Raw genomic sequence first — 25,462 nt, forward strand, 5'->3', positions numbered from 1 at the left:
AAACTTCGTTTTATTGGTTTTTATGCATATTTATTCTATTTGCTTAAAAAGACCGAAAATAGATTGTTTTTAAACTATTTGTCGATCTTTTTATGAGATTTATGAGGATTGATCTAGTAATTAGGCTGCAATAAATAATTTATATGCTAAAAACGGTTGATGTTAATGATGGAATTAATAGGATAATTACAGTTAGTCTGTGATATAATGTTTACATGTTTTCGATTTGATCTCCTAGGGTTACTTGATGCTCTTCGAATAAAAGTGGCTGTCGGGAAATACATCTATAAAAAGGGAAGCGTACATGACTCTGTTTCATGCGGAGCTTGCGTAATTATCTTCCGCACGCCGGAACAATTGCTAATGTGTAATTGTTAAAAATGGGTGTGTTTTTATTGGTTTCGAAGTGAATCGGACGCCGTTTTACGAAGTAGGAGCATGTGATAGACGCTGATGTTTGAAAGATAAAACCGAAAAAAGATGAAAAAAGAGAGAAACGTATTGCATCGAGATTGGCACTCAATGGAGATAGGACGTGTTTTAGGCTTGTTAGGCACCAATGTTATAAAAGGATTGACTGAAACAGAGGCAGGAGCACGCTTGCATGAGTTTGGTGAAAACATACTTCCTGAGAAGAAGAAAGAGAGTAAACTAATACGCTTCTTCAGACATTTTAATGATGTTTTGATCTATATATTGCTGGTGGCAGCCGTGGTTACAGTGCTGCTGGGGCATTGGGCCGATACGGTTGTTATTGTAGTTGTTGCGGTGATAAACGCTTGCATAGGCTATTTTCAGGAAGGAAAAGCTGAAAAGGCATTGGAGGATATTAAGAAAATGCTTTCTCATACCGCGCAAGTAATTCGAGAAGGTAAACGCATAGAGATAGGGGCTTCCCATCTCGCAGTCGGTGATTTGGTAATGCTTCATCCGGGGGATAAAGTGCCGGCGGACTTACGGTTGATCAAAGCCGATAATTTGCGAATTGAAGAATCTGCTCTGACCGGGGAATCTTTGCCTTCTCAGAAAAGGACTTCCGTCCTATCGATTGAAACACCGCTAGGCGATAGAAGTAACATGGCTTTCTCTACTACAACCGTCAGTGCGGGAACCGGGATGGGGGTGGTAGTTGCCACGGGACAGCAAACGGAGATTGGCAAAATTAACCGCCTGATGTCCGAGTTGCAACCAATTACGACACCTTTGCTGCGACAGACGGCACGTTTTGGCAAATCTGTTTCGTTAGTTATTATCATTATAGCGGTACTCGTTTTTGTTTTCGGCTATTTCTTCAGAGATTACAGTGTCGGCGAATTATTAATGTCTGTAATCGGTCTTACTGTAGCGGCCATTCCGGAAGGACTCCCCGCCATTCTATCTATCATTCTTGCTATCGGTGTGCAAAATATGGCAAAGCGTAAGGCGATCATACGTACCTTGCCTTCGGTAGAAACGCTTGGTTCGGTCGCTGTTATCTGTTCGGATAAAACGGGCACGTTGACAAAGAACGAGATGACTGTGAAAACTCTGGTAACAAGTGATGCACGCTTTGAAGTAACCGGAACGGGTTATTCTCCCTACGGTGAGGTATTGCGGGATGAGGCTATTGTTGATTTCACGGCCGAACCTGTACTCGAGACTCTCATCGGCTGTTTCTATATCTGCAATGAGGCATCGTTAGGCAAAAATGATGAGGACAATTGGTATGTGAAGGGCGATCCTACCGAAGGGGCCTTGATAACCCTGTATGAGAAAGTGCCCGTCGACCATCATGAAACGGAGCGATTGGCGACCGTTCCTTTTGATTCGGAATATAAGTATATGGCAACCTTGGCAGAAGCCGGCAATAAGAATGTGGTATATATAAAAGGTGCACCCGATCGTTTGTTCGATATGGCCGAGCAGGAAAAAGGAGCATATGGAACCCAAACATTCGATCGTTCGTATTGGGAAGAGCGTATCGTTGAATTGGCGGGACAAGGACAGCGCGTAATCGGGGCCGCCTATAAGTTTGTAGATAAAGAGAAGACCGATTTGTCACATGATGATCTTCATCATGGAATTGTCTTTTTGGGGCTGGCGGGTATTATCGATCCACCTCGTGAAGAAGCTATTGAAGCTATTAAGCAGTGTGCGGAAGCGGGGATACGGGTGAAGATGATAACAGGCGATCACATTGAAACAGCTAAGTCGATCGGACTTGAGATGGGAATTGGTGATGGCGTAAAAGCGTTGGAAGGTAAAATAATTGAGGTGATGAGTGATGAGGAGTTGGAATCTGTCGCGGTCGAATACGATATTTTTGCCCGTACAAGTCCTGAACATAAACTCCGTCTGGTGAAAGCACTTCAGGCGCGTAATATTATTTGTGCAATGACAGGCGATGGAGTCAATGACGCACCGGCTTTGAAGAAAGCGGATGTTGGCATTGCCATGGGTATAAAAGGTACCGAAGTGGCTAAAGATGCTGCGGAGATGGTGCTCGCTGATGATAACTTTTCTACGATAGCCGCTGCTGTGGAAGAAGGGCGGCGGGTGTATGATAACTTAAAGAAAACGATCTTGTTTATCTTGCCGACCAATGGAGCGGAGAGTTTTCTGATTATAGCAAGTATTCTTTTCGGTACCCTGATGCCGCTTACCCCGATTCAGATATTGTGGGTGAACATGGTGACCTCGGTTACTATATCTTTGGCGCTTGCCTTCGAGAAACTGGAACCGGACACGATGAAGCGTCCTCCGCGTGCCAGCCGGACACCTTTGCTGGATGGGTACTTTATCTGGCGTATTCTGTTTGTTTCGATTTTGATAGGTGGAGGAACGTTGCTATTGAATCTTTATCTCCTGAATAGTGGTGTAGACGAAATGACGGTGCGAACGGTCACCATTCAGACGATTGTTATCACGCAGATGTTTCACCTTTATAATAGCCGTAGCATTCGCCGCTCCGCTTTTTGTGGAGACTTCTGGGGAAACAAAGCAGTCTTTGTTGTTTCCGCCTTGCTGATATTATTGCAACTATCCATAACCTACCTACCGTTTATGAATCAGGTATTCGGCACTGTTGCACTTCCGGTTTCATACTGGCTGTATCCGTTTATTTTTGGTTTCCTCATCTTTGTTGTTGTGGAGATCGAAAAGTGGGTGATGAGGCTACTTGATAGCAAACGAATTTGAAATTAAAACTTTGGGAGAAGGAGGAATCTTCGTCGATTTCGGTCAAGCCTGCTTGTTTAAAGAGATAATTCCATTGGGTATTCAGAATAAACGATTACTCGTTTTAAGTAAACTGAGTGCTTGGATTAGGCAACTTAAGTAGTTGAGTGAGGTAAACCCAGTAGTAGGTCGAGGTAACTTAAGTACTGGGGCTGAGTAACTGAAAATTTTGATTAAGGTTACTTGAGTTTCAGACTATTAATAGCTTGGTCTTGAACTATTAATAGTTCAAGACCAAGCTATTAATACCCGAGGAGTTAGCAACAATAGGCCGATTCCTGATTCTATAAAACAAAGGAATACAACTAGAATCCGGCTTCTTCTGTCGTGTTTAAGCCATACTTTCCCCTTGAGTGAATAAGAAGAATCAGCAGAAACTGTACCTTATATATAGGGACTATCTAAATGATGTTTACCGCTCCAGATACTTTTTAAAATGTCTGCCGGTAAGTGAGACATTATGCTCCGGCAGTGCATTGGGTAGACCTTCGAAAAGGACTTTACCTCCATCTTTGCCTGCACCCGGACCGATGTCGATTATCCAGTCCGCCTGACTGATAATGTCCATATTGTGCTCGATAATTATAATTGTATTCCGGTTGTTGACCAGTTTATCAAACAGCTTGCTAAGCTTGGCTATGTCCGAACCATGCAAACCTGTAGTCGGTTCGTCGAACACATAGATGTTGCCCTTTCTGCCCAACTCATTAGCTAACTTTAACCGCTGTCTTTCTCCGCCGGAAAAAGTATCGAGTGACTGTCCTACCGTGATGTAGTCCAAGCCGACTCCGCACAGACGCCGGAGTGGCTCTGTTATCTCCCGTTCCTGAAAGAAGTGTGAAGCTTCGCTAATTGTCATGCCAAGTATGTCGGTGATATTTTTGCCATACAGTTTATAGGGCAATACTTCGGGCTTGTACCCGCTACCTCCACAGTGTTCGCAACGGATTTCGACCGAATCCAGGAAAGCCAGATCGGTAGCAATGTATCCTAATCCTTTGCATTCGGGACAAGCTCCATCGGAATTGCTGCTGAACAGAGACTGCTTCACGCGATTCTCCTTGGCAAATACGGTTCGGATAATATCTAATATGCCGGTGTATGTAGCAATGTTGGAACGTTTACTACCACGCAATGCAGTCTGATCTATCAATACAATGTCTTTGTTTCTTTGAATGAGCGACTTTACCAGCGAACTTTTACCTGAACCGGCCACGCCTGTTATTACGGTCAGTACCTCTTTGGGTATTTGTACCGATACATCTTTCAGGTTATGAAATGTGATGTGATCAACGGTCAACATTCCCTTTCCTTTCCGGAAGTTGGACTTGAGTTGATTGTTGCGCATTAAATAGTTACCGGTTAAGGTGCCCGATGTCCGCAGTCCGTTCAGATTACCTTCGTAAACAATATTCCCGCCATGCTTACCGGCACCGATGCCCATATCTACCACATGGTCGGCAATGTCTATTACATCCGGATCATGCTCGATAATTAGCACTGTGTTTCCTTTGTCCCGTAGGTCGATTAACAGCTTATTAAGTTTCTGTACGTCGTTGGGATGCAGGCCTACGCTGGGTTCGTCGAATATGTAAGTCAGATCGGTTAGGCTACTTCCTAAATGACGGACAAGCTTAACTCGTTGTGCTTCACCGCCTGATAAAGAAGCGGTTTGCCTGTCTAATGTCAGGTAGCCCAGTCCGATAGCCAATAAGTTTTGCAGGCTTTTCTGGATGGACTCTATCAAGGGTTGCACCGAATCAACTTGTATGGTTTTGATAAAAGCCAGTAACTCGTCTATTTGCATGCGGCAACAGTCGGCTATATTCTTGCCATCGATCCGGCATGCCAATACTTTTGCGTTTAAGCGTGCTCCGTTGCATAGCGGACATGTACTTTGTTTGACTACTTCTTTGAATCGGGCTGCATGTTTCTCGCTGACTGCCTTCGCATCTTTATTGAAAAATGAACGCTCAAACCGTGGGAATACTCCTTCATACGTACCTGTCTTGGGAAATCGGGGATCCGGATTCGTCAACTTCAGATTATCCGCATCCATCAGGTTGTGCCATTCCTCTTCGCTATAGTCTTTTATCTTCTTGTCATTATCGAAAAGTCCCGAATACACATAGCGGGTCCATCGCCATCCGCCTACTTCAAAACTAGGGAATCGGATTGCGCCTTCGTTTAGTGACTTCTCTTTGTCTATCAATTCGTCAACGTCTACCGCATTTACTTTTCCGAGTCCTTCGCAGCGTGGGCACATTCCCGCAGGATTGTTGAACGAGAAAGCTGTGGAGTGTCCTGCAAATGGTTGCCCGATTCGGGAGAATAAAAGTCGGAGTAGGGAATAGATATCGGTAACTGTACCTACGGTCGAACGCGCATTGCCTTCGATCCGTTTCTGATTGACAATAATGGCCACCGATAAGTTTTCGATGCTGTCGACATCCGGCTTACCGTATTGTTGCAATCGATGGCGGATGAAGCTGTCGTACGTTTCATTCAGCAAGCGTTGCGATTCGGCCGCTATGGTTTCAAATACCAGTGAGGATTTACCCGAGCCGGATACACCGGTGAATAGTGTGATCTTCTTTTTAGGGATTGTGACTGATATGTTTTTTAAATTATTCTCTCTCGCTCCTCTGACTATTATTACCTCTTTGCTCATAAGACATGCTCTTGGTTTGATGCAAAAGTAGAGCTTCTCTATGAGGTAGGCAATAAGTGATAAATTTATCACTCGGTGATCTTTTTATCGCTATTTGAATGATAATTAATTAACTTTGCAGACTAACAGGTTAGGAGGGAAATTTATTATGTATGTAAAGAAGAACCCGATGGATTATGCCGGTTGTCCGGTACGAATTGCTATAGATATCCTATCGTCCAGTTGGAATGCGTGGTTGCTTTCGGAAATAAACAAAGGAGTGGTGCGCCCCTGCGATTTGCAACGAAGCATAAGTGTTGCACCCCGGAGAGTTTTGACCAAGCAATTGGGCGAGCTGGAGAAAATGGGCATCTTGGAGAAAAAGGTCTACCCCGGCTTGCCGTTGAAAGTCGAGTACTACCTCACGGAGGCAGGGGAAGGATTGATTCAAATCTTGGATCAGCTTGAAGCGTGGGGCGGTAAATATCAAGATGATTTTGTGAATAAAACCGCTGGGATATAGTATCGCTCGTTTTTACGTACAGGTTTTTTCAAGTATGTCTTGGAAATCGGACAAGCGTTCGATGAGTTCACCGACTTACCTATACAGCTTGTATTGATTCCTGAATTTAAGATAGAATGGGGCTGCGAATATCAGCATTGCCGTCCAACCGATAACACAAGAGTAGGCGATTCCGTTTATTCCCAGCGTAGGTGAAAGAAGGTACGTGAATACAACCCTCAATGAAGTCTGAATGAGTGTACCAATCAGTGTGAGGTTCATATTGCCCATTCCTCTGAAAAAGCCCTGTACTCCATTGGTAAATGCCGGAAGAATGTAGAAGAAAGCCATCAAACCCAGGTATTGCGAGCCTAATGCGATGATATCACCGCTGCCTTCTTCTGTTACGAACATCCTCATGATCGGTTCTTTGAGTAGGAGAACAGTAGCACAGATCAACATCCAATAGATAACTTCGATCACCATTCCGTTTTTAAATCCATTCAAGATGCGATTGTATTTCTTTGCCCCTCTGTTCTGGGCTACGAATGTGGTGATTCCGTGTGAGACGCTTTGTTGTGGAGTAAAGGCGAAATCGTCGATGCGGCTTACTGCATTGAAGGCAGCTATCATATCTACTCCGTGTAAATTGACTGCACCCTGTATCAATAGTTTGCCTATGGGTTGGCAGGATTGTTGCAAAGCCGTAATGCTACCATACCCCAATGTCTTTTTCAACAGTGCCCGGTCGATTCTAAACTCCGAGTATCGCACTTGCAGTATCGGAATCTTCTTGTAGACATAAGCCACACAGAGCAGGGCTGAAACTGCTTCGGCTATTACGGTAGTTGTTGCAGAGCAGACAATGCCAAAATTCAGGCCTCCGATAAATATCAGGTCGAGTACGGCATTGAGGGTGGCTGCGAAAGCCAAAAACTTCAAAGGAGTTTTGGAGTCGCCAATACTCTTGAGCGCAGCGGCTATTGAGTTATAGAAATAAGTAAAGGGGATTCCTAGGTATATTATTCGCAAATAAGTAGTCGCCATATCAAGAATTTCGGCCGGTGTGTTGAATAGTTCCAAGAATGGCCTGGCGGTGATAACGCCTATCAGCGTAAGTACCAACGAAAAGAATAGGCCGAAAACAGAGGTTGTAGCCATTTCTTTTTTGAGCATCTTGTAGTCTTTGGCTCCGAAAAACTCGCTCATAATGACGGAAGCTCCGATGCAAATACCCGATATGCCTAATATCAATATATTGGCTATAGGGGCGGTTGCTCCCACGGCAGCCAAAGCCTCTTTTCCGATGAAACGACCTACTATAATGGAATCCAGCGTGTTGTAAGTCAGCTGAAATAGATTTCCCAAAATCAAAGGAATGGAATATGTTACCAGCTGCCTGGATATTTTCCCTTCCGTCATGTGCATTATTGCCATCCTATAAGTTTAAAACAATCGTTGTCTCGTCCTGAAAACGGTGCGATAAGTGGGTGCAAAAGTACTATTTTCTATAATAAATCCGACTTTTGCTCTGTTAAATAACACTGAGTTTATTTATTTTATAAAAGCGAAGTAATACTGCGGCAACGGTGGATTGATTCTGGTTTTTAAGCTGCGTGGTTCTATCTTTTTCTGTATGTTTGTGTCATGAAAAGAAAGACGATGCGTACTTCTTTTGAAACCTTGGTTGAAAACGATTGGAGGTGTCCATCGGGAGATACAAGGGGAAACTTATTATTTACTAATCTTTAATATTGCGTAATGACAAAATTAGAAGAATACTATTCAAAGCAGCCGGAGCCGGTACAAGGGAGCCTGCTTGCGCTAAAGCATATAATTATGAGTGTAGATAAAGAGATAACTCATACGCGGGTTTTTCAAATTCCATTCTTCTTATACAAAGGCTGGAGGTTGGCCTTCCTACAGGTTTACGGGAAAAAGATCATGTTCTCAATCGTGATTGATCGATGTTTGCAACCTGCCACTAAAGGTCATAAGCGTAGAGATGGTATGGGAGCTACATTCATGCTTGATTCCAACAAAGACCTTCCCATTGATGATATACTGCGTAGCCTTCGCGAACAAATTGCATGCTATGATAAGGTCGGTGTTAAGGTAGAATAGTTACTTTTTTTATTGTTTTGTAATAAACAGGCTTTTATCTCCGACTATATAAGAAAACCAACGAATGTATGGAGCATTTACAAAAGGAGTTTCTCAAGATACTTGCGGATTATCAAGGCATAATCCATAAAGTGAACCTGATTTACTTTAGGTCGGAACCGGATAAGCAAGATAATTTTCAGGAAATAGTGTATCAATTGTGGCGATCTTTCCCTACATTGAAGGGTCGGGATAAATTAGCTCATGGATTTATGCGGTTGCAATCAATACTTCAATATCCAAAATAAGAAAAGATAGCAAACTTAAGTATTGTGATTCAATTCCGGATTTTATTGCAGCTGAGCAAAGTGAATCTAATGAGAATTATCATAAGCTAGTGGAAGCATTGTATCGGTTGAATGAGGTCGATAAGTCTATCATGTTGTTGTATCTGGAAGACTATAGTTATGAGGAAATCTCGGATATTGTAGGTATTAGTGCCTCAAATGTAGGTGTGAAGATACATCGTTTGAAAGTTCAATTACAAAAACAATTAAATAACTAAAGGTATGAAAGAGAGTAATATAAAAGAACTGTGGAAATCGGGTACGGATTCAAATACTAAATCCTACTCTGATTCTGAATTGAATGAAATCATTGTAAGAACTGCTAAGAAGTCAATGAAAGCAGTCCAACTGGATGGCGTATTTCAATACGTTGTAATTGCAGTTGTAGTTTATTTAATCTTCACATTACTTTTTCGTAATAATAGTCTTGAAATGAAGCTGCTGGATTTTGCCGGACTTACTATTTTGCTTCTATGTGCTTTCTTCTGGAAACGTTCGGACTATAAGATGGGTACATACAAATGTGATATGCCTGTTAAAGAGTGGTTGGAATATCGTATCAATGAGCTGAATAAAACCGTTTACAGAAAAAAGAAATACAACAGACTTATTATCTGCCTGTCACTTCTTTTAGGCTTTGGGTTTCATGTGGTGCAGCAAATGCTAGTAAAAGCTCCTTTTAATCCCATACTTTCAGGTTCTATCTTCATCGCACTTGCCATCTTCTGTGTATTTATAACCCGCTCCCTGAATGGGAAATACCGGAAAACACGCGATGAGCTCAAAGAACTGTACCGGCAATTTGAAGAATCAAACTAAGCTCTCAATTTGAACCGGTACGAAGTGTTTAGCCAATGAACGTTCTATAAGATGAATACGGACTTGGGGTGGGGTTAATAACCATAACTCCCATCCAACAAGATCAGCTCGATCCGTTCATCGTCAAATTGCCCCTGAATAACACTGAGGTAATTACATATTTTGGTTTTCGATTTGCAGTCTACGCAAGTGCCGGCCTTGATGCAGGGATTCTTCTTCTGCAGGCGAACATTATCGAGTGGAGCGGCAATGTTTCTGATTCTTTCAATCGCAGCGTCATGATCGGCCACGATTTTGTTGACTCCTGCTATGAGGAAGACCTTTCGGGGCCCGTATATGATAGGAGCTACCCGAGTTCCGTTACCATCCATATTGAATAGTTTGCCATCCATGCTAATCGCATTCACGCTGCTAATGAAGAAGTCCGCATTGAAATTATCCAAATAAAGCTTCCGCTTCTCTTCTTTGCTCAAGTTCTCGCGATACTTATCCAGCAAACGATACTGTCCCGTCCGGAGTAGGTGATAAACTCCCGTCTCTTCCAATGTGACGGAATCACCTACACCAACGACACTATCTACGGGAATCTGTTCTTTCAAGAAGTCGATTAATTGCTCCTTGTCTTTTAATAACGTTGTTTTTATTCTATTTCTCAGCAGTGCTTTGATCAGCATATTTATCTCCATACAGGCAGTTTTTACGTTGCAAAGATATAAAAAGCAATCTGTCTTTGCCCGCAATTCGGAGAATGAAATAAACAATCCTCTCTTCTTTTATGCTGAACAAGTTATTCAAGAACTCTTTTGTAAGAGCGATATCCGTAGATGGATACCACGACAAAGCATATGAATGGGAGTATGAAAGATAAGTTCACAGCCGGCATATCAAATACTTCCTTCATATCGATGATTTTTGCTTGTAAAGGTGGCAATACAGAGCCACCGAGGATAGCCATAATTAGTCCGGCAGCACCGAACTTGGCGTCGTCTCCCAGCCTTTTAAGGCAATTCCATAAATTGTGGGGAACATTAAAGACATACAAGCTGAGATAGCAACCAAACAATATAGCCCCCAGATGTCGTGGAATACGATGGTTCCAACACAAAGAAAACCTCCAGCAATGGCTAAAATCATTAATAGCTTGCCGGCATTGAGGTAGCGCAAGATGAAAGTACAAATGAAGCGGCTGATGCAGAAGATTACCATGGCAACAATGTTGTATTCCTGAGAAAGAATCTCCGCACTTTTCTCGTCCATACCTTGTTCCATAAACAAACGCGTACCATATTGAATGATGAATGTCCAGCACATGATTTGTGCGCCTACATAAAAGAATTGCGCAATAATACCTTCCCGGTAATTGTGGATGGAGAAAATACGTTTGATCGTCGGTATGAAATTAATGCTGTGCGACTGGTCTCCATTCTTAGGCATTTTGCTGAAGTAAATCAGTAGGAACATCAGCAGGATAACCAAACCAATACTCAGATAGGGGGCAATCAGCGTGGATAGATCCGCCTCTTTAATCACTTGGAATTCGGCATCATTGAGTTCGTGCCGGGAAGCTGTATCCAATGGGTTGAGCCGTGCCAGAATAAAGTTCTTGGCGACAAACATGCCCAACAACGCGCCCATCGGGTTGAATGACTGAGCAAGGTTTAGTCTCCGGGTTGCGGTTTCTTCCGATCCCATGGACAAAATATAAGGGTTGGCACTTGTCTCGAGAAAAGAAAGTCCGCAAGTCAAAATGAAGTAAGCCAGCAGGAACGGATAATACTCGCCTGTCATCTTAGCGGGAAGGAAAGAAAGCGCTCCGATGGTATAAAGAGCAAGCCCTAATAGGATTCCGGCTTTGTATGAGTATTTGCGAATAAAGATTGCGGCGGGAAATGCCATAGCAAAATATCCTCCGTAGAATGCAACCATGACCAGAGTGCCATCAGTAGTGCTCATGCGAAATATCTTCGAGAAAGCTTTTACCATCGGATTGGTAATGTCATTGGCGAATCCCCATAAGGCAAAGCAGCTGGTAATCAGGATGAAAGGCAGCACATAGCTGATTCCGTCTTTATGTAGGATTGATTTGTTAGTGTCTTTCATTGTTCTTTGTTTAATTGTTAACTAATAGGGGATGCTCGGCTTTTCGCCGCCCACTTGGCAAGATGTTCATGGTATGAGGTATTTAAAAGGTATTGTTTGCGATTGGTAGGGACAAGATTCTACCCCTGTCCCTACCAAGTTGTTATTTGTAAATCGGGCCGTAAGTTGTGCAAGCACGATAGTCGGCTCCTTCTTTATCCATTCCGAAAGCGTTCCAAGTAGCAGGGCGGAAGATTTTTTCTTCTTCCACATTGTGCATACAAACCGGAATGCGGAGAATGGAGGCCATTGTTATCAGATCCGCTCCGATATGGCCGTAGCTGATTGCTCCATGATTAGCGCCCCAGTTGTTCATCACAGCATAAACATCTTTGAAAGCGGATTTGTCATTTAAGCGAGGTACGAACCAGGTGGTCGGCCACGTGCGGTCGGTGCGTTCATCGAGTAATTTATGGATTTCGGATTCAATTTCCACAGTCCATCCTTCCGCTATTTGGAGTACAGGACCTAAACCTTTGACCAGATTCAGACGCATCATCGTTACCGGCATACCACCTTTGCTAAGGAAGTTAGATGAGAAACCACCTCCACGGAAATAATCACGATTAGCCGGATACCAAGTTGTAGCTTCCAGACAATCTTCTACTTCCTTTTCGTTTATTTCCCAGAAAGGTTTCATTATCGGTTGGTTATTTTGCGTTTGGCAACCAGTTCCATCCAAAGTTGTTGCACCTGAGTTGATAAGATGGATAATGCCGTTAGCAGCCTGTCCGGTTAATTTCTTGCCGGTAACACGTTCTACAGCTTCGGGACTCCAGTAAGTCCGTACGTCTGAGAATATTTGGGCTCTGTTTGTAAGCAAGTGCCCGAACAACATACTCACGCCATTGCACGCGTCGTTTTCGGTTGCCACTACGTAGGCTTCGCGAATCCCGTTCCAATCGAAAGATGTATTCAGCAAAGCTTCCGAGAAGTCGCCATTCGGATAGAAGTCTGTCCATTGGCGTTGCCCTTGGAAGCCGGCTGCGATGGCGTTGTGTCCTAAGGCTTCTTCTTTAAATCCCATTTCACGGAGTTTCGGATTCCCCTGCATCAGGTCGCGCATGATGATTGTCATTTTTACGACAAACTCCCAGTCTGCGTCCTTTGCCTCACGAGTCTTTGTTTTAGCGGGTTGATTGAAGTCGGTTCCCTCATTCTTCGTGCAATGTTTTTTTGTCCAAGCCATTGCTTTGGCATATTCTTCTTTATCGTAAATACCTTCGCTCATGCGGCGGATAATCTCTGTCGAGTCTACCGACTCGTTGCGCATGCCCAGATACTCCTGAAAGAAGTCGGGGTTGACAATCGAACCTGCAATACCCATCGATACGCTACCTATCGACAGATAAGATTTTCCTCTCATGGTTGCAACAGCTTGTGCGGAACGAGCAAAGCGAAGAAGCTTTTCGGCCACATCTGCAGGAATAGAGTTGTCGGCTAGATCTTGCACATCGCGACCGTAAATACCGAAAGCCGGCAATCCTTTTTGGGCATGCCCGGCAAGAACAGCAGCCAGATAAACAGCTCCGGGACGTTCTGTGCCATTGAATCCCCAAACGGCTTTCGGATAGTGTGGGTTCATATCCATTGTTTCTGCTCCGTAGCACCAGCACGAGGTGACGGTAATTGTGGAACCTACGTTCTCGCGTTCGAACTTCTCAGCACAAGCGGCACTCTCGGGAACACGCCCGATTGTTGAATCCGCTATGACGCACTCAACCGGTGAGCCATCTCCATTTTTAAGATTAGAACTGATTAAGTTAGCAACGGCTTTTGCCAATGCCATTGTTTTTTCTTCTAGACTTTCACGAACGCCACCTTGACGGCCATCGATTGTAGGACGAATCCCGATTTTCGGATACTTTTTCATAATTGTTGTTTTTAAAGTTGTTTATGTTTAAGTTGATTTCTCTTTGCTTTACTATGCTGAGCTGTGCTGATTTAAGGGCGTAGAAAAAGCTACAATGAGTTTCTCAAACGTACTTCGGTCGGTAAGTACTCCCGAACGGGCTTGCCGAATAAAACGAATTCGGCAGCACGGGCGCCTACTTTATCCCAATCAATGCTTAGCGAGGTTATTCCGTCATCAATAACTTCATAAGATGGAATATCATTGTACGCCAATAGCCCGAAATCTTTGCCACACTTCAATCCTTGCGCACGTCCTTGCTTGATAATGTTTACTACATCTTGTTGCTTAATGACAATATACACATCGCCTCTTTCGATCGATTCGCCTACCTCTTCTTTTACTTCGTAAAGAAAGTGATTGTCTATGCAAAACTTATGGAAATACTCTTTCGTACTTTGCGGATGGTAGGACCCTTTGGGGAATATCATAACCAGGCGCTTGTATGTACGCAATTGTTCATCTAGCTGTGTCAATGCATCGTAGAATGATTGATCGAAGTCCTGACATAGATAAGAATATGAGGCTTTGTCGAATTTACCAAAGTCGAGTAAAAGAAGTTTGGAACTGTCAATACGTGAAAGGTTCCGGCTAAACTTCTCATTGTGGAAGTTCATCACGATGTATTTGTTATACCGTCCTATCGATTCGCGAATGATCGTATTAAAAAGTCGTTCGTTGTATTGATGGAACAAGAGGTCTACTTTATAGTTAATAGAAAGCCCTTTGATGAAACTGTTGTAAAGTGCATCTTTAAAGGGGGTGTATTCATCGAGTAGTAATAGTACATTGGTCAACTTGTTCGTCACATAATAGCCTTTACCGGGAGTAGAATCAATAAGTCCCCGTTTGCGTAAATCTAAGAAAGCTTTGAAAACCGTATCTCTCGAGACTGCATATTTGGCACTCAGCTGATTGATCGATGGAAGAGGATCTCCGGCTCTGTATTCATTCATGGAGATGGCTTGTCCCAATGTATCTGCCAATTGCTTAACCTTAGTAGTTTGTTGTCCGAAAATTAACTTCATGCTTTTCCTGTTTTTCTTAGATAATGTGCAGCCGGTAACTGTGCTGAACTATTCTGGTGTAAAGAAGGGTAATTAATTTGGAATTAAGTAGTTATTACCCTATGTTTTAGAACATCTTCTGCATAATTATCTGGAATTACCGTTCCAATCTCAATCTTTGGCATGCAAACAGGAGGCCGTATACACTACTGAACGGCTTATTAAAGATACGTACGATATGCACGTGTCTTCCGGTTATTTGTCAAGGGACTGAGCAAATACATATTGTGCCCGTACAGAGCGTTTACCCGGTAGGCGTTTCTTAAAGATGTTTTGCAAGTTCTCGTCTACAAAACAAGCTTTCTGGTTGTCGGACAATTGTATGTTGAGCATATTGATCAGACTACGGCGTAGATCGGGATCGAGTATCGGAGTCACAGCTTCGATGCGACGATAGAGGTTGCGACGCATCCAATCCGGTGACCCGAGGAAGAGTTTCGGCTTGCCGTTATTGCCGAAGTAGCAGATACGGGCATGCTCCAGGAAACTATCCACAATGCGGGTGACACGAATGTTGCGACTGTAAGGCTGATTGGGTATCAGGCAACAGATTCCACGAACAATCAGGTCGATCTGTACACCGTGTTCAGAAGCCTCGTAGAGCCGGTTGATCATGGCGGGGTCTTGCAAGGCGTTCATCTTTAGAATGATTCGTCCCTCTTTTCCCTGATCAGCCAGTTCTATTTCGTGATCGATCAGTAGGTTTAGTTTTGTGATTAGGTTGAAACGAGCCACAAGTAGCTTCTTAAAAGTCGGCTTTCCTTTACCCTGTAAGGTTCGGAATAGATTATGAAGATCGTTTACGATGTCTTTGTGACAGGTGAAAAGTCCACAATCCGCATATTGCGTGGCTGTCTTTTCGTTGAAATTACCGGTGCTGATGTAAGCGAAGCTGGGAGCTCTCTTACCGTTTGTTCCCCGACGCCGAACAAGAGCCACCTTGGCGTGTACTTTCAGTCCCGGAATGCTGTAGATAATCTTAATTCCGGCGGCCTGCATCATTTCGGCGGTAGAGAGATTGTTCTCTTCATCAAACCGTGCTTTCAGTTCAACGAAAACCGTCACCTTTTTGCCGTTCTGAGCAGCCGCTATCAAAGTATTGATTACTGCCGAATTCTCTGCAACACGGTATTGAGTCAGCATGATTTCACGAGTCGAAGGGTCATGCACAGCTTCATAGAGGAAATGAATGAAGTGTTCGAAAGAGTGATATGGATAGTATAGAAGCAGATCTTTTCGAATCACGTACGAAAAAATAGATTCTTTTTCATCCAGACAACTCAGCTTTATCGGTTTCGGCTTTTCAATCATGCGAAGTTTCTTGTTCGGATTGGGTAGCCGGATTAAATCTTCCAGGTTGAGGTGATGATCGCCGAGTATTATCTCTTCCCGTTCTATTTTGAAAGCATCTATGAGGAAGTCGAGGAAATCTTGTGGCATAGCTCGGTCATGTACAAAACGACAGACAGCTCCTATCTTGCGCTTTTTCACCTTTTGCTTCACCTGTTCCACCAAATCCGCACTATTAGCGGTATCTTCAATTAGAATATCAGCATCCCGCGAGATCTTAATGCTGTAACTCGATTCGACTTCGTATCCCGGGAAGATAAGACTGAGATTTGCTTTGATAATATCTTCGAGATACATCAGGTAGTAATTGTCTCCGTGAGGCGGCAGGTTGATGAAACGAGGGAGTTTTGCGTAAGGTTGCTTCATCACAAAATACGAAGGAACTCTCTTCGCGTCACCTTTCAGGTAGACACGTATGGCCAGATAGAGGCGATTGTCTCGCAGGAACGAGATAATCCGGTCTTTGGCCACGGGAACAGGTTGGAGGTAAGGAAAGATCTCCTCCTTGAAGAATTTCTTGATGAACGATCGGTGGAACGGTTCTACATATTGGCTCTGGTAGAATATGATATGATTCTTACGGAGAGCAGGTATAATCTTTTCTTCGTATATACGTACGCGATCACTTAATTGGCGGGTTACTTCTTGATTTATATCCTCCACCAATCGACGGGCGGAGGATACACTCTCTTCATCACTTCGGGTCACTCCCGATGCTACGGCTTTGTGATCGGCTACCCGAACTTTGTAAAATTCCTCCAGGTTTGAAGAGTAGATAGCGATGAAATTGATACGCTCATACAGGGGGAGGCGTTCATCTAACGCCTCTAAAAGCACTCGGTAATTGAATGAGAGCCAACTGATATCCCTTTTGAAATAATCATATTTGTGTTCCATGCACGCCAAGATTTCCCCAAATATAGTACCTTTGCAGGATTAAGCAAAAAAAAATGATAAGAATCGGATTATTATCGGATACACATAGCTTCTGGGATGAGAAATACCTGACGTATTTTGAGCCTTGTGATGAGATTTGGCATGCCGGAGATATTGGCTCGGTCGAGGTTGCTCAGAAGTTGGCGGATTTTCGCACATTGCGTGCGGTCTATGGCAATATCGACGGACAGGAAATACGAAAAATGTACCTCAGGTCAATCGGTTCACCGTCGAAGGGGCCGAAGTGCTGATCAAGCATATCGGGGGATATCCCGGGAGGTATGATCCATCCATCGTGGGCAGCCTGATGGCCCGTCCGCCAAAGCTATTTATCAGCGGGCACTCCCATATCTTGAAGGTGAAGTTCGACAAGACGCTGGGGATGTTGCATATCAATCCCGGAGCAGCAGGAATGTCCGGTTTCCACAAAGTGCGGACGCTGGTTCGGTTTGTGATCGATCAGGGAGAATTTAAAGATTTGGAAGTGATCGAATTGGCCGACTAACGATCTTATAAACTATACTTAATGATCCTAACACGAATAACAGATAGTAAACACGCGGATGTGGAGGCACTTGTGACATTGCACAGAGCCGAGTTCTCCGAGTATGAGCGTTTTCAACATAGGCGTCTTCTGTACAACCTGATTGATGGAGCGCAGAATATGTATTTTCATTCGGTCTTTGAAGGTGATAAACTGGCCGGCTTCTTTATTTACTGGGATCTTGACGATGCTTACTATATTCATTTTATCGCGATCTTTCCCGAGATGCGGAATCACAAGATCGGCCAGAAGATACTTGACTGGGTAGCCGGTAACCTCCATAAACCGGTCTTTCTGGAGGTAGATATCCCCTTTGACGAGATAACCCAAAGAAGACTCGGTTTTTATAAACGCAATGGATTTGCGGAGATAGCGAATGACCCGCATACACTGTCCAGTGTCCGGATGGGGGAACATCCTCTTTGGCTAATGTCCACCGTGCCTGTTGATAATCTCGAAAGCTACCTTATCAAAATCAGAGATATAGTCTATTACGGAACCGGTGTGTGATTGCACCTATGGGATGGGGCGTAGGAGCAGGGAATATGCTGGGGACAGCTTGATTCATCTGTCAGACCCCTTTCTTGCTCTGTGTATAAAGGCTCTGGACGGAAAGCAGATAAGTCGGTTGCTTTCTGAAATATATTGGAAAACGAGTCGGAAAAATGGTAAATTCTTGCTTCTTGGGAGTGACTAAAAGGGGCATTTATTTTGCCACGTCAAAATTCTTTCCGAAATTTGCACGTATAATGACTAATGCAACGAAATCATGAAAGGAATTATTTTAGCTGGCGGTAGTGCTACTCGCCTTTATCCGCTATCAAAAGCTATATCCAAGCAGATTATGCCGGTATATGATAAACCTATGATTTACTATCCGTTGTCTACGCTTATGTTAGCGGGAATACGTGAGGTACTGATAATCTCCACGCCCCGTGATCTGCCGATGTTTCGCGAACTGCTCGGTACGGGTGAAGAGCTAGGCATGTCTTTCTCTTATAAGATTCAAGAACAGCCCAACGGCTTGGCACAAGCGTTTGTATTGGGTGCTGACTTTCTGAATGGAGAGCCGGGCTGTCTCATTCTGGGAGACAACATGTTCTACGGACAAGGTTTTTCAGCTATGCTTCGACGTGCGGCAAATTTGGAGAAAGGCGCTTGCATTTTTGGCTATTATGTGAAAGATCCCCGTGCCTATGGAGTCGTAGAGTTTGACGAAGAGGGAAAAGTTATTTCTCTGGAAGAAAAACCCATTAAACCCAAAAGCAACTATGCCGTACCCGGTTTGTACTTCTATGATGCTACGGTGACAGCCAAAGCAGCATCTTTACAGCCTTCGGTACGTGGAGAATATGAAATAACCGATCTCAATCGACTCTATCTGGACGAAGGTACGTTGCAAGTCGAACTCTTCGGACGTGGTTTTGCCTGGCTCGATACGGGCAATTGCGACAGCCTGCTTGAAGCGTCTAACTTCGTAGCTACCATTCAGAACCGGCAAGGGTTTTATGTGAGCTGCATTGAAGAGATCGCATGGCGTCAGGGGTGGATTACTTCCCAACAACTACTCTGTTTAGGCGAGCAACTGGGGAAGACCGAATACGGTAAGTATCTCATTGAACTGTCCAAAGCATAGCAATCCTAGATTAATAATAATAATAACTGAATATGAAAACTTATCTCGTAACCGGTGCAGCCGGCTTTATCGGTGCTAATTACATTAAATATATCTTAGCTCAACAAAATGATGTGCGAGTTGTGATATTGGATGCTTTGACTTATGCCGGCGATTTGGGAACAGTAGCGAAAGACATTGATAACGAGCGTTGCTTCTTTATTAAAGGTAATATTTGTGATCGCGAACAGGTAGACCGGTTATTTGCTGAATACCGTTTTGATTATGTTGTGAACTTCGCTGCCGAAAGCCATGTGGATCGGAGTATCGAAGATCCGCAACTCTTTCTGACAACTAATATTCTGGGAACTCAGAACCTGCTTGATGCTGCGCGTCGTGCCTGGGTAATGGGAAAGGACGAACAAGGTTATCCTACTTGGCGTAAAGGCGTACGTTACCATCAGGTTTCTACTGACGAAGTATACGGATCGTTGGGAGCTACCGGCTATTTCACCGAGACGACTCCACTTTGTCCGCATAGCCCGTACAGTGCTTCCAAAGCAAGTGCGGATATGGTTGTGATGGCTTATCACGATACGTATAAAATGCCGGTTACCATCACAAGATGCTCCAACAACTATGGCCCTTATCACTTCCCCGAGAAACTGATTCCGTTGATTATCAAAAACATTCTCGAAGGCAAACATCTGCCTGTATATGGTGACGGAAGCAATGTACGCGACTGGCTTTATGTGGAAGACCATTGCAAAGCAATCGACTTGGTTGTACGCGAAGGACAAGACGGTGAAGTCTACAATGTGGGCGGACATAATGAGAAAACAAACCTCGAGATTGTCAAGCTTACCATCGCAACTATTCGTCGCTTGATGGAAGAGCGTCCGGCTTACCGACAGATGCTCAAGAAGAAAGTGAAAGATGAAAATGGCGAAATAGCCATTGACTGGATCAATGAAGACCTGATCTCTTTTGTGAAGGACCGCTTGGGACATGACCAACGTTATGCCATCGATCCTACGAAGATATCCGACGCCCTAGGATGGTATCCTGAAACGAAGTTTGAAGTCGGTATTGTGAAGACCATCGAATGGTACCTCGACAATCAGGCATGGGTGGAAGAAGTCACTAGCGGTGATTACCAGGGATACTACGAGAAGATGTATAACAAATAAGATCGTCAGCAAGCGGAAAGAATCATTCCGATTGATAATAAGACACCAAATAGCAGCATATTACGCGAAGTCTCGCCTAGTATGCTGTTTAATTTTTTACCACTGTGTATCTTAACCATCCGTTGCCAGGTACGCACGTGCATTATCACGTACAACTGTGGCAGAAGAGCCGCGAATAAGTGCCCTTCGATGGCGAACCAGAGGCATAACCAAGCGGCAAACAAACCGAGAAGAAGATAAAAACGCTGTCCGAATTTCTCTCCGAATCGAACCACAAGTGTACGTTTGCCACTGCGAGCATCTGCTTCCCGGTCCCGGTAGTTGTTGACCACCAGCAACGTATCAATTAAGATTCCGCAAATCAGCGAAGCAATGGTCACATCGGCAGTCCACGTTAACGCCTGCACGTAGTAAGTACCTCCCACCGGTACAAAGCCGAAGAAGACAATAACCAGCGCATCCCCCCAACCGTTGTATGATAATGGATAAGGCCCCGTTGTATAAAGGAAGGCGAATAGCACACACACCAAGCCGACCAGAATGAGTTGCCAGCCTGCATAGAATAGGAGTGTGGAGCCGATGAGGCAAGCCAATGCGATGGTGGCGAAGATACCTTTACGCATGGCCTGTGGAGATATCCACCCTTGGGCACATGCTCGTTCGGGGCCGAGGCGATCTTCCCGGTCGGTTCCTTTCAGGTAATCGAATAAATCATTGATAAAGTTGGCGGCAATCTGCATGAGTCCGGCGAATAGGGCACATACCAAAGCGGGAAGCCATTGGAAGTGTCCGTCCATCGTAGCCAGAGCTGTTCCTATGAGCACCGGTGTAATTGCTCCTGTCAATGTTTTGGGTCGTGCTGCCAATAGCCATGCACGTAGCGAGTTGCGCTTAACTTCTTCCATCTTCTTTTAAAAAAAACTAAATGTTATAACGGGTTTTGTTAGGCAAAGATAGTTGAAATTTTGTATCTTTGTCTAACAAATATTAGAGAATATGAAGAAAACAGTTTACCTACTCTATGTGTGCATGGCCCTGTGTTTGCTCGTCTCCTGTAAGTCGAAAAAACAATTGGTAGCCACTCCAACGGCTGCTTTCTGGACTATCGAACATGTCTCGGGGGATAGCGTAACAATATCGCGCCATTCAGGTCCTACCGATACATTGCCTCTTGTCGATTCTGTTTACGCTGAACCAAAACTGGTATCCAAGGATCAACAGACGGTTTCAGCTACGCAAACCCCTGCAAAGAAACAACGTAAAAAAGCGGTGGGAGAAGCTCGTATCACGCATTCTTCCATCGGAGTTTCCTCCTCTTATTCGGGTGTAGACCGGGTTGTGAACTATGAGTTTACCCACCGTGATGTGCCGGAAGCTTTTGAAGGCTTTCGCATCGCTTTTATTTCCGACCTGCATTACCAAAGTCTGCTGAAAGAAACGGGACTGAAAGACCTGGTTCGCCTGCTCATTGCTCAAAAGGCGGATGTATTACTCATGGGAGGCGACTATCAGGAAGGTTGCGAGTATGTAGATCCCCTGTTTAAAGCCTTGGCCGGTGTGCAGACCCCGTTAGGTACGTATGGCGTAATGGGGAATAACGATTACGAACGTTGTCACGATGAAATCGTACAATCCATGCAACACTATGGTATGCACGTCTTGGAGCATAAGGTAGACACATTGCGTAAAGATGGGCAATATATTATCCTGGCCGGTGTTCGTGATCCTTTTGATTTAACTCGTAACGGTGAATCGCCGACTTTAGGTTTGTCGGCCGATGATTTTGTGATCTTGTTGGTGCATACACCCGACTATATCGAGCAGGTTCCGGTGACTCATACCGATTTGGCGTTAGCCGGTCATACCCATGGCGGACAGGTTCGCGTATTTGGTATTGCTCCGGTGCTCAATTCGCATTACGGAACCCGATTCCTTACGGGCTTAGCCTATAATTCGCAGAATGTCCCTATCATTGTGACGAACGGTATCGGCACATCTCGTATGCCGATACGCATGGGTGCTCCGGCGGAAGTAATAATCATCACTCTCCATCGATTGACGGAGTAATCGATCAACGCATATTCGAAAGAAAAGAGCTGTTCCAAGTACTGGAAGTAATCACTTCCCAGACCCGGTTGCACACAATGTAGAGAGACTTATTTTACCTTTCGGAGATATTCCCAGGCATTTGGGTGTATGAAATAGCGTACATCTTTGCCCTCACTCAGAGCCTGCCGGATGAAAGTGGAACTAATCTCCAATACAGGTGTATGTAGCAAGTGTACGGTCGGGGGAAGCTTAGTTTCGTCCACAGGATGTCCGGAGCGTGGATAGATTAATAGTTGGTTTTCGGCAATAATTCGTTCCGACTGAAACCAGCGGTCGAAGCAGGTCCAGTTGTCAGAGCCGATAATGAAGTAAAAGTCCCGTTCGGGATACACCTCCCGTAGTTTCTCCAATGTGTAAACACTGTAAGAAGGGCGGGGAAGGTGGAATTCGAAGTCTGAAGCCCGAAAGTGCGGATAATCACCGATAGACAATTCCACCAGCTTGATCCGCAATTCGTCGCTCCATAACTCATTTTCCGCTTTCAACGGGTTTTGTGGGCTTACCATAAACCACACCTCATTCAGTCCCTCGTATTCGCAGAGATAATTGGCTAAAGCGAGGTGTCCGATGTGAACCGGATTGAATGAGCCGCTGAATATGCCGGTTTTTAGTTTACCCATATAGGTTGTTTTTATCTCAAGTGTGCCGGATGCTAGTTTCCTTTTTCCAGAAACTCCTTGATTACCTGTAGAACTTCTGCTTTGGCTCTCTCCAGATCGTCATTGATGATGATGCGGTCGAACTTAGAAGCAAAGCCTAATTCGTACTCAGCCTTTGCTATCCGGCTCTCTATGATTTCCGGTGCATCGGTTCCCCGGCCCGTTAGCCGTTTTCTTAATTCTTCTACCGAAGGCGGCTCAACAAATATCGCTAAAGCACGGTCTCCGTAAAACTTCTTAATGTTACATCCGCCCACTACGTCTACATCGAATACGACATTCTGTCCGGCTTCCAATTGCTTTTCGACTTGTTCTTTCAACGTGCCATAGTAGCGGTCGTTGTAAACCTCTTCGTATTCCAGAAACTCATCGTTGTCGATGCGTGTGCGGAACTCTTCCGGTGTGAGGAAAAAATACTCAACTCCATGTTGTTCGGTACCCCTCGGTTCACGACTGGTTGCTGAAATGGAAAAAGCCAGCTTCAAATCCTGCGTTAGCAGGTAGTTGATAAGAGTCGATTTGCCCGAACCCGACGGAGCGGAGAATATGATTAGTTTACCACTCATCTCTTTATATCAAAAGTTTAGAATTTAAATTGAGAAACTCAAGCAATCATCTCATGCAGTGTGATTAACACTACCTTACATAATGTTGAGTACCTGTTCTTTAATTTGCTCCAGTTCGTCTTTCATTTGTACGACGATCTTTTGCATTTCCGCATGATTTGATTTGCTGCCCAGCGTATTGATCTCACGGCCCATTTCCTGAGCGATGAATCCTAACTTCTTACCTTGCCATGGCCATTTTCAAGCGTGGTGATGAAATATTTCAGGTGATTGGTTAGTCGTTGTTTTTCTTCGTTGATATCTAGTTTCTCAATGTAGAAAATCAGTTCCTGCTCCAAACGGTTCTTATCGTAGTCTATACTTAACGTTTTTTCGAGTGCATCGGTAATGCGTTCTTTTACCTTTTCTATCCGTTCCTTTTCGAAAGGCGTTATCAATTTGAGCAGGTTGGTTATGTTAGAAATCTTTTCACGGAACTTCTGTTCCAAAGCTGCGCCTTCTTGTTTGCGGAATTCTGTTAAATGTTCGAGAGTTTCCAGAATCGTTTTTAGAACCACTTGCCACTCTTCGTCAGACAGTTCCTGAATCTCCGGTTTCGACATTACATCCGGTAAGCGAAGTAAGGTTTGAAACCAATCGTGAGGTACCGGGATATTCAGATTTTCGGAAATTGTTAAGATCTGATCATAGTATCCTTGTACTAAGGCTAGGTTGATGGGTGTTGCACTTTCTGCACACTCTTTCTTTTCAATCCAGAGGCTAAAGTCAACTTTACCTCGTTCGAGTGCTTTAGAAACTTCGTTCCTTATCTCTATCTCTTTTTCGCGGTAGGTAGGAGCAATACGTGTAGATATGTCCATCGCTTTACTGTTGAGTGACTTAATTTCTACGTTGATTTTTTTATCGGGAAGTTCGGCTGTAGCTTTGCCATATCCCGTCATGGATTGTATCATAAGCTTAAAGTTTTACGCAAAAGTACATGATTATTTTAAGATGTGGAAATAATCATGTATTTTTGCGTCAATTTAATAAGCTTATTTTATATGTCGTGTATACTGAATATAGAGACCTCTACCACCGTTTGCTCGGTAGCGGCCAGTCAAGATGGTCAGATTTTGTTTGTGAAAGAAGACCTTGTAGGACCTTCACATGCCGTTTCGTTAGGAGTTTTTGTAGATGAGACACTGTCGTATATCGATAGTCATGGTATACCGCTTGATGCAGTAGCGGTCAGTTGTGGACCGGGCTCTTATACCGGATTGCGTATTGGCGTCTCTATGGCGAAAGGTATTTGCTACGGACGTAATATTCCTTTAATCGGTTTGCCTACTTTAGAAGTACTTTGTGTGCCTGTGTTGTTGCAGACGGAATTACCGGAGAATGCATTGCTTTGCCCCATGATCGATGCTCGCCGTATGGAAGTTTATGCAGCCATTTACGATCGGGCATTGAACCTGAAACGTGCGATTGCTGCCGATATTGTGGATGAACACTCCTATGCTGAGTATCTGGAACAACATCCGGTTTACTTTTTTGGTAACGGAGCAGCCAAGTGCCGGGATAAAATAACTCATCCCAATGCACACTTTATCGACAATGTAAATCCATTGGCTCGAATGATGTTTCCATTGGCCGAGAAAGCCGTAGCCATGGAAAAATACGAAGATGTAGCTTATTTTGAACCCTTCTACCTGAAGGAATTTGTTGCCACGCAACCTAAAAAACTTTTGTGAAATTG

19 protein-coding genes and 3 pseudogenes are annotated in these 25,462 nt (G+C 44.1%); 11 read left to right on the forward strand and 11 right to left on the reverse strand.

The annotated features are described in order from the left end of the window. Positions 1-480: 480 nt before the first annotated feature. Positions 481-3,177 (forward strand): cation-transporting P-type ATPase, encoded by a 2,697-nt coding sequence (locus JCM10512_RS14345; protein WP_044164152.1) that lies wholly within the window; start codon positions 481-483, stop codon positions 3,175-3,177. 451 nt (positions 3,178-3,628) lie between these two features. On the opposite strand, the gene JCM10512_RS14350 is transcribed toward JCM10512_RS14345, so the two are convergent. Next, positions 3,629-5,887, reverse strand: a complete 2,259-nt coding sequence (locus tag JCM10512_RS14350) for an ATP-binding cassette domain-containing protein (protein WP_044164154.1) — start codon at positions 5,885-5,887, stop codon at positions 3,629-3,631. Between the two features lie 148 nt (positions 5,888-6,035). Here JCM10512_RS14350 and JCM10512_RS14355 point away from each other — a divergent pair, with 148 nt between their 5' ends. Further along, positions 6,036-6,389 carry a winged helix-turn-helix transcriptional regulator gene (locus JCM10512_RS14355; RefSeq protein ID WP_044164156.1) on the forward strand — a complete coding sequence of 118 codons (354 nt, stop codon included), beginning with the start codon at positions 6,036-6,038 and terminating at the stop codon, positions 6,387-6,389. A 75-nt stretch (positions 6,390-6,464) separates the two neighbouring features. Here JCM10512_RS14355 and JCM10512_RS14360 read toward each other — a convergent pair whose 3' ends face one another. Further along, positions 6,465-7,805 carry an MATE family efflux transporter gene (locus JCM10512_RS14360; protein ID WP_044164158.1) on the reverse strand — a complete coding sequence of 447 codons (1,341 nt, stop codon included), beginning with the start codon at positions 7,803-7,805 and terminating at the stop codon, positions 6,465-6,467. Positions 7,806-8,129: 324 nt separating this feature from the next. Between JCM10512_RS14360 and JCM10512_RS14365 the strand changes: the two genes are divergently transcribed. From JCM10512_RS14365 to JCM10512_RS14375, 3 genes are all read left to right on the forward strand, one after another. Continuing rightward, entirely contained in the window at positions 8,130-8,492 is a 363-nt protein-coding gene (locus tag JCM10512_RS14365; RefSeq protein WP_044164160.1) for a hypothetical protein, read from the forward strand. 283 nt (positions 8,493-8,775) lie between these two features. After that, positions 8,776-9,036: an RNA polymerase sigma factor gene (locus JCM10512_RS24160; RefSeq protein ID WP_244437214.1), complete on the forward strand. Its 261-nt coding sequence runs from the start codon at positions 8,776-8,778 to the stop codon at positions 9,034-9,036. Positions 9,037-9,040: 4 nt separating this feature from the next. Beyond that, positions 9,041-9,637, forward strand: a complete 597-nt coding sequence (locus tag JCM10512_RS14375; RefSeq protein ID WP_044164161.1) for a hypothetical protein — start codon at positions 9,041-9,043, stop codon at positions 9,635-9,637. A gap of 74 nt (positions 9,638-9,711) precedes the next feature. Here JCM10512_RS14375 and JCM10512_RS14380 read toward each other — a convergent pair whose 3' ends face one another. The 5 genes and pseudogenes from JCM10512_RS14380 to JCM10512_RS14400 form a co-directional block, all read right to left on the reverse strand. Next, positions 9,712-10,323, reverse strand: coding sequence for a lactate utilization protein (locus tag JCM10512_RS14380; RefSeq protein WP_044164164.1), 612 nt, complete (start codon positions 10,321-10,323; stop codon positions 9,712-9,714). Positions 10,324-10,424: 101 nt separating this feature from the next. Beyond that, positions 10,425-11,737: pseudogene (fucP, locus tag JCM10512_RS14385) on the reverse strand (L-fucose:H+ symporter permease). Positions 11,738-11,879: 142 nt separating this feature from the next. After that, positions 11,880-13,649: an L-fucose isomerase gene (fucI, locus tag JCM10512_RS14390; RefSeq protein WP_044164166.1), complete on the reverse strand. Its 1,770-nt coding sequence runs from the start codon at positions 13,647-13,649 to the stop codon at positions 11,880-11,882. An 89-nt stretch (positions 13,650-13,738) separates the two neighbouring features. Then, positions 13,739-14,716: a GntR family transcriptional regulator gene (locus JCM10512_RS14395; RefSeq protein WP_044164167.1), complete on the reverse strand. Its 978-nt coding sequence runs from the start codon at positions 14,714-14,716 to the stop codon at positions 13,739-13,741. A 234-nt stretch (positions 14,717-14,950) separates the two neighbouring features. Further along, complete coding sequence (locus JCM10512_RS14400; protein ID WP_044164168.1) at positions 14,951-17,002, reverse strand: RNA degradosome polyphosphate kinase; 2,052 nt, start codon at positions 17,000-17,002, stop codon at positions 14,951-14,953. Between the two features lie 53 nt (positions 17,003-17,055). On the opposite strand from JCM10512_RS14400, the pseudogene JCM10512_RS14405 reads away from it, so the two are divergent. The 4 genes and pseudogenes from JCM10512_RS14405 (at position 17,056) to rfbB (ending at position 20,390) form a co-directional block, all read left to right on the forward strand. Continuing rightward, positions 17,056-17,546 (forward strand): annotated as a pseudogene (locus JCM10512_RS14405) (metallophosphoesterase family protein). 21 nt (positions 17,547-17,567) lie between these two features. Further along, complete coding sequence (locus JCM10512_RS21495) at positions 17,568-18,095, forward strand: GNAT family N-acetyltransferase (RefSeq protein ID WP_081741335.1); 528 nt, start codon at positions 17,568-17,570, stop codon at positions 18,093-18,095. A gap of 259 nt (positions 18,096-18,354) precedes the next feature. Further along, a complete protein-coding gene (rfbA, locus tag JCM10512_RS14415; protein WP_044164169.1) occupies positions 18,355-19,221 on the forward strand; it encodes a glucose-1-phosphate thymidylyltransferase RfbA in 867 nt (288 codons plus the stop codon). Between the two features lie 32 nt (positions 19,222-19,253). Continuing rightward, positions 19,254-20,390: a dTDP-glucose 4,6-dehydratase gene (gene rfbB / locus JCM10512_RS14420; RefSeq protein WP_044164170.1), complete on the forward strand. Its 1,137-nt coding sequence runs from the start codon at positions 19,254-19,256 to the stop codon at positions 20,388-20,390. 5 nt (positions 20,391-20,395) lie between these two features. Here rfbB and JCM10512_RS14425 read toward each other — a convergent pair whose 3' ends face one another. Then, the gene (locus JCM10512_RS14425; protein ID WP_044164171.1) at positions 20,396-21,295 is read right to left on the reverse strand and encodes a 1,4-dihydroxy-2-naphthoate polyprenyltransferase; all 900 of its coding nucleotides are present in this window, start codon (positions 21,293-21,295) and stop codon (positions 20,396-20,398) included. Positions 21,296-21,386: 91 nt separating this feature from the next. On the opposite strand from JCM10512_RS14425, the gene JCM10512_RS14430 reads away from it, so the two are divergent. After that, a complete protein-coding gene (locus JCM10512_RS14430; RefSeq protein WP_044164172.1) occupies positions 21,387-22,457 on the forward strand; it encodes a metallophosphoesterase in 1,071 nt (356 codons plus the stop codon). Positions 22,458-22,546: 89 nt separating this feature from the next. Here JCM10512_RS14430 and nadD read toward each other — a convergent pair whose 3' ends face one another. From nadD to JCM10512_RS14445, 3 genes and pseudogenes are all read right to left on the reverse strand, one after another. Then, positions 22,547-23,119, reverse strand: coding sequence for a nicotinate (nicotinamide) nucleotide adenylyltransferase (gene nadD / locus JCM10512_RS14435; protein WP_044164173.1), 573 nt, complete (start codon positions 23,117-23,119; stop codon positions 22,547-22,549). A 32-nt stretch (positions 23,120-23,151) separates the two neighbouring features. Further along, complete coding sequence (gene gmk, locus JCM10512_RS14440; RefSeq protein WP_044164175.1) at positions 23,152-23,724, reverse strand: guanylate kinase; 573 nt, start codon at positions 23,722-23,724, stop codon at positions 23,152-23,154. A gap of 75 nt (positions 23,725-23,799) precedes the next feature. Beyond that, positions 23,800-24,677, reverse strand: a pseudogene (locus JCM10512_RS14445) (YicC/YloC family endoribonuclease). Between the two features lie 90 nt (positions 24,678-24,767). Here JCM10512_RS14445 and tsaB point away from each other — a divergent pair. Then, positions 24,768-25,457: a tRNA (adenosine(37)-N6)-threonylcarbamoyltransferase complex dimerization subunit type 1 TsaB gene (gene tsaB / locus JCM10512_RS14450; protein WP_044164211.1), complete on the forward strand. Its 690-nt coding sequence runs from the start codon at positions 24,768-24,770 to the stop codon at positions 25,455-25,457. The last annotated feature ends 5 nt before the right edge of the window (positions 25,458-25,462 follow it).

Origin of the sequence: Bacteroides reticulotermitis JCM 10512 (assembly GCF_000517545.1) — a bacterium.
In the GTDB taxonomy this organism is placed as follows: Bacteria; Bacteroidota; Bacteroidia; order Bacteroidales; family Bacteroidaceae; genus Bacteroides; species Bacteroides reticulotermitis.

Bases quoted from the DNA above. Each gene is read 5' to 3' on its own strand.
- JCM10512_RS14345 (WP_044164152.1), top strand. From the start codon at position 481: ATGAAAAAAGAGAGAAACGTATTGCATCGAGATTGGCACTCAATGGAG.
- JCM10512_RS14350 (WP_044164154.1), bottom strand. From the start codon at position 5,887: ATGAGCAAAGAGGTAATAATAGTCAGAGGAGCGAGAGAGAATAATTTA.
- JCM10512_RS14355 (WP_044164156.1), top strand. From the start codon at position 6,036: ATGTATGTAAAGAAGAACCCGATGGATTATGCCGGTTGTCCGGTACGA.
- JCM10512_RS14360 (WP_044164158.1), bottom strand. From the start codon at position 7,805: ATGGCAATAATGCACATGACGGAAGGGAAAATATCCAGGCAGCTGGTA.
- JCM10512_RS14365 (WP_044164160.1), top strand. From the start codon at position 8,130: ATGACAAAATTAGAAGAATACTATTCAAAGCAGCCGGAGCCGGTACAA.
- JCM10512_RS14375 (WP_044164161.1), top strand. From the start codon at position 9,041: ATGAAAGAGAGTAATATAAAAGAACTGTGGAAATCGGGTACGGATTCA.
- JCM10512_RS14380 (WP_044164164.1), bottom strand. From the start codon at position 10,323: ATGGAGATAAATATGCTGATCAAAGCACTGCTGAGAAATAGAATAAAA.
- fucI (WP_044164166.1), bottom strand. From the start codon at position 13,649: ATGAAAAAGTATCCGAAAATCGGGATTCGTCCTACAATCGATGGCCGT.
- JCM10512_RS14395 (WP_044164167.1), bottom strand. From the start codon at position 14,716: ATGAAGTTAATTTTCGGACAACAAACTACTAAGGTTAAGCAATTGGCA.
- JCM10512_RS14400 (WP_044164168.1), bottom strand. From the start codon at position 17,002: ATGGAACACAAATATGATTATTTCAAAAGGGATATCAGTTGGCTCTCA.
- JCM10512_RS21495 (WP_081741335.1), top strand. From the start codon at position 17,568: ATGATCCTAACACGAATAACAGATAGTAAACACGCGGATGTGGAGGCA.
- rfbA (WP_044164169.1), top strand. From the start codon at position 18,355: ATGAAAGGAATTATTTTAGCTGGCGGTAGTGCTACTCGCCTTTATCCG.
- rfbB (WP_044164170.1), top strand. From the start codon at position 19,254: ATGAAAACTTATCTCGTAACCGGTGCAGCCGGCTTTATCGGTGCTAAT.
- JCM10512_RS14425 (WP_044164171.1), bottom strand. From the start codon at position 21,295: ATGGAAGAAGTTAAGCGCAACTCGCTACGTGCATGGCTATTGGCAGCA.
- JCM10512_RS14430 (WP_044164172.1), top strand. From the start codon at position 21,387: ATGAAGAAAACAGTTTACCTACTCTATGTGTGCATGGCCCTGTGTTTG.
- nadD (WP_044164173.1), bottom strand. From the start codon at position 23,119: ATGGGTAAACTAAAAACCGGCATATTCAGCGGCTCATTCAATCCGGTT.
- gmk (WP_044164175.1), bottom strand. From the start codon at position 23,724: ATGAGTGGTAAACTAATCATATTCTCCGCTCCGTCGGGTTCGGGCAAA.
- tsaB (WP_044164211.1), top strand. From the start codon at position 24,768: ATGTCGTGTATACTGAATATAGAGACCTCTACCACCGTTTGCTCGGTA.